This is a genomic window from Sorangium sp. So ce375 (genome assembly GCF_051473855.1).
Classification (GTDB): domain Bacteria; phylum Myxococcota_A; class Polyangia; order Polyangiales; family Polyangiaceae; genus Sorangium.
This window is the reverse complement of the sequence record NZ_CP150335.1, coordinates 4,364,173-4,379,455: the sequence shown is the minus strand read 5'-3', so window position 1 is coordinate 4,379,455 and position 15,283 is coordinate 4,364,173. Positions and strand designations below refer to the sequence as shown.

Here is a 15,283-nt window from a genome sequence, read left to right as displayed (position 1 = left end):
GTCGCCGGGCGGTGTTTGCGCTGGTTTGCGCTGGTTTGAGCGGGATTCCGCGTGCTCGCGCGTGTTCCCGTGTGCTTGCGGATGGAACGCGCGGAGCACGAGAGCGCCAGGGCGCGCCGTGGCCCGACATCCGCGATGGCGTACACTCGCCTCGTGCGAACCGCTTCACGAGGCTTTCTTACCGCACGTTTCGCTCCGGTCTGCGCAGGGATGGCGATCGTCTCCGCCTGCATCGCCTCGGCGCCCGAGGGCATCCGGCGGCAATCCGACGGCGACGGCGGCGATTTCGGCGTGGACCCGCAGGCCACATCGTCGTCCGCGGGCGCAGGGGTGCCCGGCGGCGATCCACACGCGCTGCTCGGCGCGGACCCGACGCACGGGCCGTTCAACGGAGGGCAGCGCGTCCTGCTCCACGGGAACGGCTTCAGCTCCAAGGTCCGCGTCTGGTTCGGCGACGTCGAGGTCGATCCGTCCGCGATCGTGGCCATCGATCCCGGCCGGGTGCAGGTCGCAGCGCCGCCCGGCACGGCAGGCCCGGTGGAGCTCGCCGTGCAGAACGGCGACGACACGTCGACCCGACGCGCGCTGCCGGGCGGCTACGTGTACGACGCGCTCTATGCGTCCCCGTCGAGCGGGCCGATCTCCGGCGGGACGACCGTCGAGCTCATCGGGCAAGGCACGCGCTGGGATGCGACGACGGTCGCGAGGATCGATCAGAAGCCGTGCACGTCGCTCGACGTCGCGGAGCCGACGCGGCTCGTCTGCACGGTGCCCCAGGGCACGCCGGGCGCGAAGACGATCTCGGTGACGACCGGCGACGAGACGATCCTCGTGCTGGACGGCTACACCTACGAGGACAGCGAGAACGGCTACAAGGGCGGGCTCAGCGGCGCCCCGCTCGCCGGACGGCTCAGGGTGCTCGTCTACAACAACTTCACGGGCGACCCGATCCCGGGCGCGCGCGTCGTCGTTGGCAGCGACCCGACGTCCGCGATCGAGGTCGATGCGTCCGGCGTCGCGGTGTTCGAGGACGCTTCGCTCGACGCCCCGCGGACCGTCACCGTGGCCGCGAAGTGCCATAGCCCGATCTCGTTCATCGACGTGCCGGTCGACACGGTGACCGTGTACCTGGATCCGGTGCTCACGCCCGCGTGCGGCGCGTCCGGCGATCCGCCGCCGCCGGTCGGCGGCAAGGTGGGCAGCGCGGGGGCGCTCGAGGGCGAGCTCGTCTGGGACCAGTCGCTGGATCCCGGGGGAGCCGAATGGGGCAACGTCCCGACCCCGCGGCGCGACACCGAGCGCAAGGCGGCCTACGTGTTCACGACGGGCCCCGATCCGCTGGCGCCCTTCAGGCTGCCGTCGGAGGTGCAGGCGCTGACGCCGGAGACGCCGGGAGAGCTCGGGCACAGGTTCACGATGTACCTCGCGCCCGGCAGCCGGACCGTCTACGCGCTCGCGGGCATCGAGGATCGATCGACGACCCCGCCGCGGTTCACCGCCTACGCCATGGGCGTGGTCCGCGGGATCCCGATCCTCCCGAACGAGTGGACGAGGGAGGTGTTCGTGCGGATCAACCAGCCGCTCGACCACGCCCTCTCGATGGACGTCAAGGCGCCGGCCAAGGGGCCGAAGGGGCCGGACCGGATCCAGGCGAACGTGTCGCTGATGATCGGCAACGACGGGTTCGCCACGCTCCCCATCGGCGCCCAGAGCCCGCTGATCCCGTTCGACGGGGGGCTGACGTTCGTGGGCGTGCCGTCGCTCGCCCGCGATCTGCTCGGCGCGCGCTACCACTCGTCGGCGCGCGCCGTGACCGGTCAGGCCGGGCTCGCGCCGCTGTCCGTCGTCGGGCGGGTCCTCTCGACCAGCACGAGCGAGCCGGTGCGCATCGGCGATTTCGTGGGGGTGCCGACGCTGGAGACGCCGGCGCAGAACAGCGCGTGGGACGGCGTCCACCTCGCGACGTCGTTCGGCGCGGGCGCGCCCGTCGATCTCAGCATCTACGACATCGCGAGCGGCAACGGCCTCATCCGGTGGACCGTGGCCGTGCCGGCGGGCTCGCGCGCCGTCGAGGTGCCGGACATCCGGCAGCTCGGGCTCGATCACGGGGCGCTGCCGCCAGGGCCGCTCACGATCGGCGTGTACGGGGCGCGGATCGGCGGCTTCGATTACGGTAGGCTCGTCTACCGGCAGCTCAAGCCGCAAGGGATGGACGCCTACTCCCTCGACAGCTTCAGCGCGCACCTGCAATGAGCGCGGCCCCCCACACGACGCGAGCGCGCACATCGACGCGCGCACGCAAGGAAAGGCGCCGCGCCCGATCGCGGCACGCTGCAGCCGCCGCGCTCCTCGCCGCCGCGGGGCTCGGGCTCGCGCCGAGCTGCTTCGACCGCGGCACGCGGTGGGGCGAACGGCCGGAGGAGCCGCCGGCTTGCGCGGCGGGCGAGGTGCGGTGCGGCGCGGAGCTCGCGCGCTGCGAGGAGACCGGCGCAGGGCTGGCCTGGGTGACGCTCGACGACTGCGCCGCTCGAGGGCTCGTGTGCGCGTCGGTCGAGCTCGGCTGCCGGGCGTGTGTGCCCTCGACGACGTCGTGCCGGGGGCAGGACGTCGTGGTCTGCGACCAGGACGGCAGCTTCGGGCGCGTGGTCGACACGTGCGACACGGACGCCGGCGAGGCGTGCCGGAGCGGGAGCTGCTTCCAGCTCTGCGCGGTCGCCGAGCTCGAGCGGAGCAACGTGGGCTGCGAGTACTGGGCGGTCGATCTGGACAACGCGCGGATCGACGCGACGAGCAACGCGGCGGCGCAGCAGTTCGCGGTGGTGATCTCGAACCCGCAGCCCGACGTCCCCAACGAGATCCGCATCTTCCAGGACGACGGCGCGCCCGGCGACGCGCCCGCGCCGGTGGAGATCGCGAGCGCGCTCATCGCGCCGCTCTATCTCCAGGTGTTCAAGCTCGGGCCGCGCGAGGTCGATGGCAGCCCGGAGGGCGAGTACAACACGGGCACGCACACGGCGCTCACGCGGCACGCGTACAAGATCACGTCGAAGTTCCCCGTCGTCGCCTATCAGTTCAACCCGCTGGAGAACGCCAACGTGTTCTCCAACGACGCCTCGCTCCTGAAGCCGCGCGAGGCGCTGACGTACAGCCCGGGCGCGATGGCGCTGGCGTACGTGGCCACCGGGTGGCCGCAGACCATCGCGGTCACGGACGATCCGGACACGAACTTCGATCCGCTGAACCCGATCGACCTGCGGGCGTTCTTGACCATCGTCGGGACGCGCGAGGGGACGACCGTGCAGGTGAAGACGACGGCCAAGGTCGTCGGAGGCGGGCCCGTCCCGGAGACACCCGAGGGGGAGTGGATCGAGGTCAAGCTCGGCGCGTTCGACGTGCTCAACCTGGAGACGGGCGGGTTCAACGCGGACTTCACCGGATCGATCGTGAGGGCCGATCAGCCGGTCGCGGTCTTCACCGGAGGCGAGGCCTCGGACGCGCCCCACTTCGACGAGCTCGCGGATCGTCGCTGCTGCGCCGACCACCTGGAGGATCAGCTCGATCCGATCCGGGCGGCCGGCAAGCGGTTCGCGGTGCCGCACACGCCGAGCCGGTCGCGGACCGTGAAGGAGGCCGGCGCGCTGATCGAGGTCGTGCCCGAGCCGGAGTACGTGAGGATCGTGGCGGCCAGCAGCGAGGGCGCGGTGATCGAGACGACCCTGCCGCCGCCGGACGATCGGATCACGCTGTCGTCGCTGGGCGAGTTCCGCGAGGTGACGGCGTGGGGCGACTTCATGATCGAGAGCTCCGAGCCGGTCATCGTGTCGCAGATCATGGCCAGCCAGAACGCGACGGGGGTCAAGCAGGGGCTGCCAGGCGGTGACCCGAGCCTGATCATCCTGCCGCCCATCGAGCAGTTCCGGCCGGACTACGTGTTCCTGACGCCGGACAAGTACGCGTTCGACTTCATCTCGGTGATCGCGCCTCGGCTGGCCGTCGTGCGGCTCGACGACGTGACGCTCGGGCCGGACGAGTGCGAGATCGCGCCCGCGGACGGGCTCACGGAGGAGCAGCGCGGGGGCCGCGCGCCGGAGTTGGTCGTCTACGACTGCCAGCTGAGCTTCGCGACGATCGATCCGGCGCGGCAGGCGCCGGACAACGTGCTGCCCGGGAGGCAGCGCGACGGCGTGCACCGGATCACGGCCTCCGCGCCCGTGGGGCTGATCGTGACGGGGTTCGACTCGTTCGTGAGCTACGCGTACGCGGGCGGCACCGAGCTCCGGGAGATCGCGCCGCCGAACTGAGCCGCGGCGCGGCCGCCGCCGTCAGCCGCCGCCGCCGAGCAGCCCCTTCAGCTTGGCCACGAGGCGCAGCGCGTCGAGCGGCGCGAGCCGATCGATGTCCACGGCGCGCAGGGTCTCGATGACGGCCGCCTGCTCCGGCGGCACCGCGGCCTGCGCCGGGACGAACAGGTCGAGCTGCGCGGCGCCGCCGCGCGTGCGGCCGCGGAGCGAGGCGTGCTTGCCGCCCGGCAGCGCGGCGCCCGACTCCAGCGTCGCGAGGATCGCGCGGGCGCGCGCGAGCACGCCCTCGGGGACGCCGGCGAGCCGCGCGACCGCCACGCCGTAGCTGCGGCTCGCGGGGCCCGCCTCGAGCTTGTGGAGGAAGATCACATCGTCGCCGTGCTCGCGCGCGGCGACCGAGTAGTTCGCGATGCCCGGCGCGCGCGCCGAGAGCTCCGTCAGCTCGTGGTAGTGCGTCGCGAACAGGGCGCGGCAGCCGATCGCGTCGAACAGGTGCTCCGCCACGGCCCAGGCGATCGCGAGGCCGTCGTACGTGCTCGTGCCGCGGCCGATCTCGTCGAGGATCACGAGCGATCTCCGCGTCGCGTCGCGGAGGATCTCGGCGGTCTCCCGCATCTCCACCATGAACGTGCTCTCGCCGCGCGCGACGTTGTCGCTCGCGCCCACCCGCGAGAGGATCCGGTCGACGAGGCCGATCTCCGCCTCGCGCGCGGGGACGTAGCTGCCCATCTGCGCGAGGACCACGATCAGCGCGACCTGGCGCATGAGCGTGGACTTGCCCGCCATGTTGGGGCCCGTGATCAGCCAGAGCCGCTCGCCCGAGAGATCGAGGCGGGTGTCGTTCGGCACGAAGTGGCCCGCGGCCGCGTAGCGCTCGACCACCGGGTGGCGGCCGTCGCGGATCGCGAGCGCCTCGCCGTTCGTGACGTGCGGCCTCACGTAGTCGTTGCGGTGGGCGACGTCGGCGAGGGCGGCGGCGACGTCCCACGCGGCGAGCTTGCGCGCGAGCGCGCGCAGCCGGCCTTCGCTCTTCGCCACGAGGGCCCGCAGCCGGTCGAAGAGCGCCGACTCCCGCTCCAGCGCGCGCGCCCCGGCGTGCTCGATCTTGTCGGCGAGCTCGTCGAGCTCGTCGCTCGTGTAGCGCTCGCCGGTCGCGACGGTCTGCTTGCGGCGGAAGGTCTCCGGGACCTTGGCGATGTGCGCGCGCGTCACCTCGATGTACCAGCCGAAGACGCGCGTGTACTTGACCCGGAGCGAAGGCGCGCCCGTCTGCGTGCGCAGCTTCGCCTCCAGCGCGAGGATGAGCTCCGTCGCGTTCTTCTCCACGGCGCGCGCCTCGTCGAGCTCCTTGTCGTAGCCCTCGCGGAAGATGCCGCCCTCGCGCGTGTTCGGCGGCGGCCGCTCGACGAGCGCGGCGGTGAGCTCGGCGCACACGTCGGCGACGACATCCAGCGCCGCCGCCTCGGCGAGGAGCGGCTCCGCGCCCGACTCGGCCGCGGCGCCCTCCTTGCTCCGCGCCGCAGCGCCCTCCTTGCCCCGCGCCGCGGCGCTCTCCTTGCCCCGCGCCGCGGCGCCGTCGTCTCCCCGCGACGCTGCCTTGCCGAGGTCGGGGATCGACCGGACCGCGGCGATCGCCGCCGGGGCCGCGGTGAGCCCGTCGCGCAGGAGGCCGAGATCGCGCGGCGTGGCCTCGCCGAGGAGCGCGCGGACGCTGAGGCGCTCGAGATCGCCGACGCCGCCGAGCGCGTCCCGCAGCTCGCCGCGGGCGCGCGGGTGCGCGACGAAGAGCTCCACCTCGTCGAGGCGCCGGCGGATGCCGGCCAGGTCCGCGAGCGGCGAGAGCAGGCGGCGGCGCAGGAGCCGGGCGCCGCCCGGGGTGACCGTGCAGTCGATGACCTCGAGCAGGGTGCCGCGGCGGCCGCCGTCCGCGGCGCGCACGAGCTCCAGGTGCGCCTGGGCCGTCTCGTCGATGCGCAGCGTGCCCGAGGTGTCGTGCGGGGCGATGCGGCGCACCGGGATGCGCGCGCCGGGGCTGCAGCGGCGTGCGAAGCGCAGCGCCCGCGCCGCGGCGCGCACCGCCGGGAGCGGGTGCTCGGCCAGCGCCGCCGCCGAGATCGGCTCGATCGCGGCGTCGTCGAGGATCGACGCGACCAGCGCGCTGTCGAGGTCCTCGTCGTCGCGCAGCGCCGCGCGGCAGGCGAGCGAGGCGGCGGCCGCGCGGACGTCCGGGAGATCGCGGGCGATCAGCGCCTCGCGCGGGTCCGCCCGGGCGAGCTCCGCGAGCAGGGTCGCGGCGTCCGGGACCGAGGTGGCGGAGAGCTCGCCGGTGGAGAGATCCAGCAGCGAGAGGCCGTACGGGCCCCCGGCCCCGAGGGCGTCGCCGCGGGGCACGCCGCCCCCGTCGACCGCTGCCAGGTAGTGGTTGGCGCGCGCGTCGAGCTGCTCGGTCTCGGTGACGAGCCCCGGCGTGACGACGCGCACGACCTGCCGCGGGACGAGCCCCTTGATCTTCGACGGATCGCCGCACTGCTCGCAGATCGCCACCTTGTGGCCGAGCGCGAGGAGCCGCGCGATGTACCCGTGCGCCGCGTGGTGCGGGACGCCGGCCATCGGGGCCTCCTCCGGCTCGCCCTTGTTGCGGCTCGTGAGGGTGAGGTTCAGCGCGCGCGACACGAGGACCGCGTCGTCGTTGAACATCTCGTAGAAGTCGCCCATCCGGAAGAAGAGGATGGCGTCGGGGTGGAGCGCCTTCGCATCCTCGTACTGGCGCATCACCGGGGTCAGCTTTTTCCTGGCCGCAGGCTGCTCGGACGGCTGCATCGCCGGCGTCTTAGTCTCGACCGCCGGTGAGGTCTACGCGGGATTCGCGCGTTTGTTCCGCTGTTTTCGTGGAAAACTCGGCGCGGAAACCGCAATGCCGAGGGGCGAGCTGCTCAGCGGTACCGGCGCGAAACCGCGACGTCGCTTGAGCTCAGCAGGAACAGGCCCTGGAGCGCGCCGTCGGTGACGGCGAGCTCGCCCGTGGCCGGGACGAGCTGGATGGCCTGCGGCTGGAGCTCCGCCGTGTCGCTGATGTCCGCGAGGTCCAGGCGGAGCGGCGTGAACGCCCCCTGGGTGGTGAAGCGGAAGTGCATCTCCTGCTCGGGCACGCCGCCCGTGACCGCGAAGCGGAACATCGGGTTGATGAAGGCGCCCAGCTCGCCGTCGGTGACGCGCCCGTCGCGCGGCGTGTGGACGACGCGCCCGTTGAGCCGCGAGAGGCGCGCGTCGCACGAGTTGCGGCAGGCGCCCGTCGCGGGATTGGCGATCACGTGGTGCAGGAAGCCGCCGCCGTTGCTCCGGACGACCCACTGGCCCCCGGCGCGGATGCCGAGCTGCACCGAGCCCGCGAAGCAGCACGCCGCGAACTCGACCGCGTCCCTCGGCTCGAGCTCGAGGTGGTCCTCGTAGGCCTCGACGATGCGCAGCGCCGGGCGCGACGGGACGACGCTGCCGTACTTCGCGTTGCACGCGTCGAACGAACACGCGGACGCGCCGTCGGTCTTCCAGTAGACGTCGTCCTCGTCCGGGAGCTCGGAGGTGATCTGCGCGAAATCGGCGAGCTGCGCGGAGCGGGCCTCGATCTCGCTCTCCGGGACGCCCGCGGCCGTGAGCTGCGCCTTCACGCTGGCCAGGCTCTGCACGCCGCGGCGGCAGAAGCGGGCGTCGGTGCCCCTCAGGTTGAGGTCGTCGTCGAAGGTGACGAAGGGCCGGGTGAGCGACGCGAGCACCCCCTCGTAGGTCACGGTCCACGTGTCGTTGGCGACGTGCACCCGCGGGTCCTCGAGGTTCATCGTCAGCGCGTGCTGCGGCCCGCCGGACCTCAGCACGAGCCCCTGCTCATCGAGCTCGCTGTCGGCGATGTCGCTCGACGCGATCGACTCGCGCTGCACCCCCACCGCGAGCGTGAGGTCAGGCGCGGACGGCTCGGGCGAGAACGTGGCGCGCATCTTCGGGCTCTCCTCGGAGAGCTGCACGACCGCGCCGTTGCGATCGTAGAGGATCGGCAGGCCCTGCACGCCGGGCTCGATCTGGCCGGAGCCGTCGCTCGCCACGATGTAGCTCTGCGAGCGCACCGCGTGCGGGAGGACGACGTTGCACGACGCCTCGTCGCTCGTCTCGAGCGGCGCGGCGCTCGGCGACGCGTCCTCGGCGCAGCCCGCGCGGACGCTCTCGCGCTCGGGCCCGCGGCAAGCGGCGTCGAGATCGTCGATGTCGACGATCGCGACCTGGCCGTTCGTGAGCGCCAGGTAAGCGAACGTGCCCCGGAGGTTCCGCGGGCCGGCGCCGGAGTCGCGATCGGGCGACGTGCGGTACCGCGTCGCGATGTCGCACGAGGTGACGCTGCTGTCGCACGTCTTGAGCCCCGGCGTGGGATCGCACCGGATCCCCTCCGGCACCACGCCCGTCGCCGGGAGGCTCCTCGGGACGTCGCGCTGCACGATCGCGAGATCGCGGACGGGCGCCGCCAGGCGGATGCGGTCGGGCGGCTGGAACGGGTTCCAGTCCGGATTCGGGCGAACGAGCGGCGACCGGTCCGACGCGCCGTCGCTGACGTCGAAGACCATCAGGCTGCCGTCGCCGGCGTCGACCGCGTAGAGGTAGCGGTTGAAGTCGGGGGGCGACGCCTGGCTGACCGCGAGGCGGCTCGTCGTGACGACGCGCCCTGGGTCGAGCGTCGACGCGGGCAGCAGCGGGGGCAGCTCGCGCGGCTCGCAGGGCGTCTGGAGGTCGACGACGTGGATCACCGGCGCGTCGAGATCGGCGACGTACAGCCGGTCGCCGGAGAGCGCGAGCCCCGCGGGCCGGGGCTTCTCGATGGCCTGCTCCGAGCTGGCCGTGGCCGCGGGCTGGGCGCACTCCTCGCCGTGCGGCGCCTCGTCGGGCGCCGCTGGCGGCGGGAGGGAGACCTCGAGAGGGACCCACCGCTCCACGTCGCACGGCTTGAAGCCGCCATCCTGGAAATCGTCTTGCTCGAGGAGGTTCTGCGCGTCGATCACGGCGATGCCGCCGAGATCGGGCAAGGTCACGACGAGCTTCTGCCGGCCGCGGCCCTCCATGTCCAGATCCCCGTTCGACGTGGAGCAGACATCGTCCACGAACGCGCTGGGGTCGCCGGGCTTGGTCGGCTCGACGTCCTTTGTCGCGGCGTCGCACGAGAGCCGTATGTTGCCATCGTCGTCCGCCGGGTCCGCGACGAGCAGCATCGCGCCCGGCGCCGAGGGGAGCGAGCAGGCCGGCCAGGAGCTGAGCGACGGGACCGAGCAGCCCTCGCGATGCAGCACCTTCGCCGAGGGGAGCGCGAAGATCCCCGCGCGCCCCGGCTCGGCGACGGCGACGAACGATGCGGTCCCCCCGGGCGTCGCGACGATGTCGACCGGCTGCGCGCCCACCGGGAGCAAGTTCGCGGTCGGCGTGCCCGGGTCTCGATCGAGGACCGCCGCGGACTCGGTTGTCATGTCGACGACCGCGACCTCGCCGGTCGTCGTCTGCGTCACGAGGCCGTAGAGGTGCGGGAGCGTGGCCCTACCCCCGTTCGCGGCGTCGACCTCGTAGTCGGTGCGCGATTCGACGGTGTGGTACGAGCAGTCCGTGATCGGCAGCGAGCGCATCACGCCCGGCTTCGCCGGATCCGGCCGGTCGATGGCGAGGCAGACGAAGGCGCTGCGGCCGGACTGCCTCAGGACCTCGACGGGGATAGGCGTGGCCTCCTCGGCGCACCCGGCGAGCGCGAGGGCGGCGGGGGCGAGGAGCGCGAGGCGCGGCTTCACTGCGACTCCCGGGGCGGAACGGGCGTGCCCACCGTGAGGATCATCGTGTTGAGCGTGTTCGCCTTGCGCATGTCGAGGTCGACAACGCCGAGGTACGAGTCGGTGAAATGCGCGATGTACATGAGGGAATAGGGTTCGCAGTCGGCGCTGCCTGCCTCGCAGACGCAGCGCGCCTTCTCGGGGCCGCACGTGGTGCCCGTGTCGAACGCGAGCGCCTGCGGTCCACGCCCGGTGGTGATGACGTCGTCGAGGCGGCGCGCTGCCGGGTCGTAGGAGAACGCGCGCCCCGCGTCGAACGCGAGCGCGAAGACCCTCCGGCGAGGCACGCCTTCCAGGTCGATCACCTGGCCGATCTCGACCCGGGACGGGTAGGCGTCGAGCGTGACGGCGCCGTGGATCGCGATCGCGTCGAACACCGAGACGCGCTTCCCGGAGGGCGCTTCCTTCTTGATCAGCGTCGTCTTCAGCTCGCCGATGAGCAGCGCGTTCGGGACGCGATGCGCCACGTACACCGCGATCGGGATGTCCACGCACCGCTCGAGGCACGCGTCGGAAGCGCCCCCGCAGTCCGCCTTGCAGTCCGCCTCGCACGCCTCCGGGTCGCTCTCCGCCTCGCAGGCCGGCGCGCAGTCCGCCTCGCACGCCGTTTTCGCCGGTCCGCACGCCGCTTCGCACGCCTGCCGCTCGCTCGCGTCGAGCGCGATGCCACGGGAGTCGGTGCCCCTCGCGAGCGCGGTGATGTCGGTCGGGGTCGACTCGAACAGGCGCGGCGGCGTTCCTGGAGCGGCTTGCTGATAACGAAGCAGGCCGAGCTCCGAGTCCGCGAGGTACGTGAGCGCGAACGCGGGCTGGTAGTCGCTCGCCCACCCTGCCTGCTCCAGCGCCACGAGCGCGCCCGGGCGCGGCACGGCCGCGAGCTCCGTCGGCCCGAGGGAGAGATCCGTGAGGACGTACCCCAGCTGCGGCCTCTCGGTCGCGCCCCAGGGGTTCACGATGACGCTCGCGGCGTTCTCCGTCTGGTGCGAGACGACGACGCTCGCCCCGTCCGGGCCGGCGGCGATGCCGAACGGCTCCAGGGGCAGCTTGTGCCGGTTGAGCTCCTGGCCCGGGTCTTCCCCGATGCGGTGGTCTCTGCCGCAGCGCCCGCCCGCCGCGGCCGCGCCGCAGTCCAGCTGAAAGCAGGCGTCGCCCTCGCCGCAGCGCTGCGTACCGGCCTCGTCGAACCGATCGTCGGCGACGTTGAACCGATCGTCGGCGACGTCGAAGAAGGTGACCGAGGGGTCGCCGCGCACGGGCACGAACAGGCGCGCCTGCCGCGCACCCGCGTCGGGGTCGGCGCCCTCACCGCTGAGCGGCCTGTGCACGAGGAGGAGGTTGGACGCGAACGCGCCGATGACGGCCGAGCTCCGGACGACCGCCTCGTCGCCCTCGAGGGCGGCGAGGTCGAGCGGCCCGCACGGCCCCGGGTAGAGCTGCGGCGCAGCGTTGGTCCCGAGGCCCACCGCCTTGCACGCGGAGCTCACGCTGGCGCCAGCGTCCGCGAGCGACGCCTGAAGCGCGAGCGCCCGCTTGCGCAGCCGCTGCAGATCCAGCGCCTGGACCGTGCCGCCGTTGTACTGGAGATCAAAATCCGAGTTCGCGACGTAGAGGACCCGTCCGCCAGGAGACGCCGCCAGGCCGGTCGGGAAATAGAACCCACCGACCGGCGGCGGGAGGCCCTCGCTATCGACGAAGCAGCCCACAACGCCGAGCCCGCCCACGATCGAGGCCGCGAGGCACAGGCCAACGATGCGAGGTGTCTGGAGAAGTGTGCGGGCGAGCTTCATGCGGGCGCGGAGACTAGTCAGCACCACGAGCACTGGCAACCCGCTCCGCTCGACGGGTTCGTTTGCGGCGGACGCGCGCCGAGCGCGGGGCGCTCGCGGCAGTCCTCCCGACGAACGAGCGGCGGGCCCCACAGGGCCCTCGTCTCTCGCGCGCGCCTGCCGCGGCGCAGCACGGCCTCCCCGGGCGAGCGCACCCAGCACGAATCGCGCGGCCTCCTTCGAACGAGGCGCTCTGCGCCGAGCCGGGCGAGGCGCTTTGCAGCGGCCGCCCGCCAGGGGGGTGGAGAGCCCTGCGGCGGGGTGCGATGGCGCTCCCCTGCGCCGGCCGGTGCCCAAGGTGCGCCCCGCGCTGCGTGGGCTCGGCAGGCCGAGCCCGACCAGGATCGATCGCCGTCGTCCGTCCCCCTGCACGTTGATCTCGGAGACGCGGCGCGCCTTTGCTACGTTGGTCGCCGGGACATGGCCGATCTCGCAGCCGCCCTTGTCATGGGAATCGCCCTTCTCGGGCTGATCTATTGGTATTTTCGCTCGAACAACGGCGACCGGGCCCGGCCTCGCGCGGTGACGACGCCGACGCAGGGTGGCCTGGGAGCCCAAGCCCTCGACGAGGGAGAGGGAGATTTCGAAGGTTCAACGACGAGACAAGACGCGGTCGGGCTGCGGGACGGCACGCACGTGCCCGCGGGCGAGGGCGCCCACGCGAAGTCCACGGGAGGTCACGGCCGCTCCGAGCGCGTCTCGAGCGCCGACTGGAAGCGCTCGAACGGCCCATCTCGCCGCGACGACGACGAGGATGCCTTCGACGACGATGACGACGACCTCACGCTGATCACGCTGGCTCCGCCGGAGGTGCTGCAGAGCACGATCAAGCGCGCGAACGCCCCGTCGTATGGCGGCGACGATGACGACGACGTCGATGACGACGAGGGGCACGAGCGCGAGGAGCCCTCCGCCGTCCCCATCATCTACGACGACGAGGCCGCGGTCGACGAGCCGACCAGCTCGTCGCCGCTCCTGCTCATCAGCGCCGTCGGGCAGACGGACCCGGGCCAGAAGCGCAAGAAGAACGAGGACTGCTACCTCTGCCTGGACGAGCACTACCTGTTCGCCGTCGCGGACGGCATGGGCGGCCACGCGGGCGGCGACGTCGCCAGCCGCCTCGCCGTCGACACGATCGCGCGGGCGTTCAAAGATCAGTCGTTCGTGGACACCGACACGGAGAGCCCCTACCCCGACGTCCCGCGTCGCGGCAGCGAGCTCGCGGTCGCGATCCAGCGGGCGAACCAGGCGATCTATGAGCGGGCCCACGCCGAGCGGAGCCTCACGGGCATGGGCACGACCCTCGTCAGCGCCCGGTTCTCCCCCAACAAGCAGCGCCTCTACATCGGCCACGTGGGCGACAGCCGCTGTTATCGCCTCCGCGACAACGAGCTGACGCAGCTCACCACCGATCACACGATGGGCGCCGCGGGGATCACCGGGCCGATGGCGAACCACCTGAGCCGGGCGATCGGGATCTCCCCTGCAGTCAAGGTCGATCTGATCATCGCGCGCCCCCACCCGGGCGACGTCTACCTCCTCTGCTCCGACGGCCTCTCGAAGATGACGAGCCACGAGGCGATCCGCGACATCCTGCTCGCCGAGCCCGATCCCGAGAAGGCGTCCCAGGCGCTCATCGAGAAGGCGAACGCGGGCGGCGGGCGCGACAACATCACCGTCATCCTCGTCCGCGTGAGCGATCCCAAGGACCTCGCGCGGCTCGCCTCACGCGCCGGCGCCACCGCCAGCGCCAGCGCCGGCTGACCGCTCGCCGGCCCCTTCCCGCCTCTCCCTTCCCCCCTCTCCTCCCTCATCCGGCGCGATCGACCGCGCACGGCGCTGGCCAGCGGTCCGCGCGGCGCGGTGGAGCACGCCCGCTGCGCGGAAGCCATTACAAACAGCGTATCTGGATTGCCACGAATTCCGCCCGACTCTCATGATCGGCGCGGTTGGCTGCATACGGAGGGGTGGTCACGCTCGTCACGGATCCGGACACCGCTCAACGCGCCATCACGATTTCGCGGCCATTACCATTCACCGGCTTCGATTATCACGTCATTCGACGCCTTCCTCGTTCGCACAAAGAAGCGACGTGGGCTCTTGACGTGCTTTGCCTCGAGGCCACTCCATGGCCGCCACGAATGGCTCGCCCCGCGGAGCCGCTGTTCGGGGATATGGCACGCTCCTTTCTCTGCATGATCGTCTTTGCCTCGTTGCTGTTCAGCGCCGCCGTTCGCGCGGACGAGCCGACGCGCCGCGCGCTGCGTCTGCGCTACAGCGAGGACGCGCAAGTGGCCTCGTGCCCTGGAGAGCGCGCGCTGCGCGAGCGGATCCGCCTGCGCATGGGGTACGATCCTTTCCGGGAGGACGCGATCGAAGAGGTGGCCGTCACGATCAGGCCACACGGCGCGCACGTCGTCGCGACGACCACCTACCGGAACGCGGACGGGCGGGTCTCCGCCCGAGGCTTCGACATCTCCCACGGAGACGCTGCCTGCGAGCAGCTCACGAGCACCGTCGCGCTCGCGATCTCCTTCGCGCTGACGCCGTTCGCGAGCGACGAGCGACCGCACGTCGAGGCGCCGCGTGGCCCCGAGATCGCGCCGGCGCGCCCGGACCCTGGGAGCCAGCCTGCCGAGCCATGGCGCTCGATGCTGGTCGGCGCTGGCGCGATGACGCGGGTCGGTGTGCCCGAGGGGCTCCTCGGCGGCGTGTCCTGGCTCGTCAGGGTCCGCTGGTCACAGAGCCTCTCCCTGTCGCTGGAGAGCCGGTACGCATTCGTCCTCTCGAAGAGAGGCACGCGCGGCGACGGCGAGGTGTCGAGCCCGGACACGCCGAGCTCCGGTGGGCGATCGAGCGAGAGCTCACCGTACATGCGTTCGAACACGAGCGTCGCGCTCGCCCCGTGCGTTCACACGGGCGACCTGCTCGTCACTTGCGGCCTCGTCGAGATGGGCGTGGAGCGAATGGGCGATCGGTCCGGCGCCGCCGCCGACGTGTCCCTGCTGTCCATGTCGCTCGGGCTCCGCGGTGGGATCGAGCTCGCGCTCAACGGCACGCTCTCGTTCTATTCCCACGCCGACGTCCTCGTCGCCTTCGGGCTCGACGACAACCGCCCCGCCGGCGCCCTGAGCCATCCCCGCCCGAGCGCAGCCATCGGCGCCGGGATACTCGCGGCGTTCTGAGCGCACGGAGGATCGCGCCGTCAGGATGGTGCGGACGGCGGAGCGGCACGGAGGCTGGCTGGAATTTTCGAGCGCCGGCCCTTCCTCGCCCCGCGCGGGGAGGTGCGACGCTGCGGAGCAGC

General features: G+C 72.4%; 7 protein-coding genes. 4 read left to right on the top strand and 3 right to left on the bottom strand.

Annotated features, from left to right (window positions below):
* Positions 1-210: 210 nt before the first annotated feature.
* Positions 211-2,253 (top strand): IPT/TIG domain-containing protein, encoded by a 2,043-nt coding sequence (locus tag WME90_RS16290; protein WP_437282043.1) that lies wholly within the window; start codon positions 211-213, stop codon positions 2,251-2,253.
* A complete protein-coding gene (locus WME90_RS16285) occupies positions 2,250-4,301 on the top strand; it encodes an IgGFc-binding protein (protein WP_437282042.1) in 2,052 nt (683 codons plus the stop codon). The genes WME90_RS16290 and WME90_RS16285 overlap by 4 nt, the downstream gene beginning before the upstream one ends.
* Before the next feature lie 21 nt (positions 4,302-4,322).
* Here the strand turns inward: WME90_RS16285 and mutS are convergent, their stop codons facing one another.
* From mutS to WME90_RS16270, 3 genes are all read right to left on the bottom strand, one after another.
* On the bottom strand, positions 4,323-7,121 hold the full coding sequence (mutS, locus tag WME90_RS16280; RefSeq protein ID WP_437282041.1) for a DNA mismatch repair protein MutS: 2,799 nt from the start codon (positions 7,119-7,121) through the stop codon (positions 4,323-4,325).
* Between the two features lie 113 nt (positions 7,122-7,234).
* Positions 7,235-10,111, bottom strand: a complete 2,877-nt coding sequence (locus tag WME90_RS16275) for a hypothetical protein (protein WP_437282040.1) — start codon at positions 10,109-10,111, stop codon at positions 7,235-7,237.
* Positions 10,108-11,937 (bottom strand): hypothetical protein, encoded by a 1,830-nt coding sequence (locus WME90_RS16270; protein WP_437282039.1) that lies wholly within the window; start codon positions 11,935-11,937, stop codon positions 10,108-10,110. The genes WME90_RS16275 and WME90_RS16270 overlap by 4 nt, the downstream gene beginning before the upstream one ends.
* Before the next feature lie 486 nt (positions 11,938-12,423).
* Between WME90_RS16270 and WME90_RS16265 the strand changes: the two genes are divergently transcribed.
* Together WME90_RS16265 and WME90_RS16260 are read left to right on the top strand one after the other, a co-directional pair.
* Complete coding sequence (locus tag WME90_RS16265) at positions 12,424-13,740, top strand: PP2C family protein-serine/threonine phosphatase (protein ID WP_437282038.1); 1,317 nt, start codon at positions 12,424-12,426, stop codon at positions 13,738-13,740.
* A 410-nt stretch (positions 13,741-14,150) separates the two neighbouring features.
* The gene (locus WME90_RS16260; RefSeq protein ID WP_437282037.1) at positions 14,151-15,161 is read left to right on the top strand and encodes a hypothetical protein; all 1,011 of its coding nucleotides are present in this window, start codon (positions 14,151-14,153) and stop codon (positions 15,159-15,161) included.
* Positions 15,162-15,283: the final 122 nt, after the last annotated feature.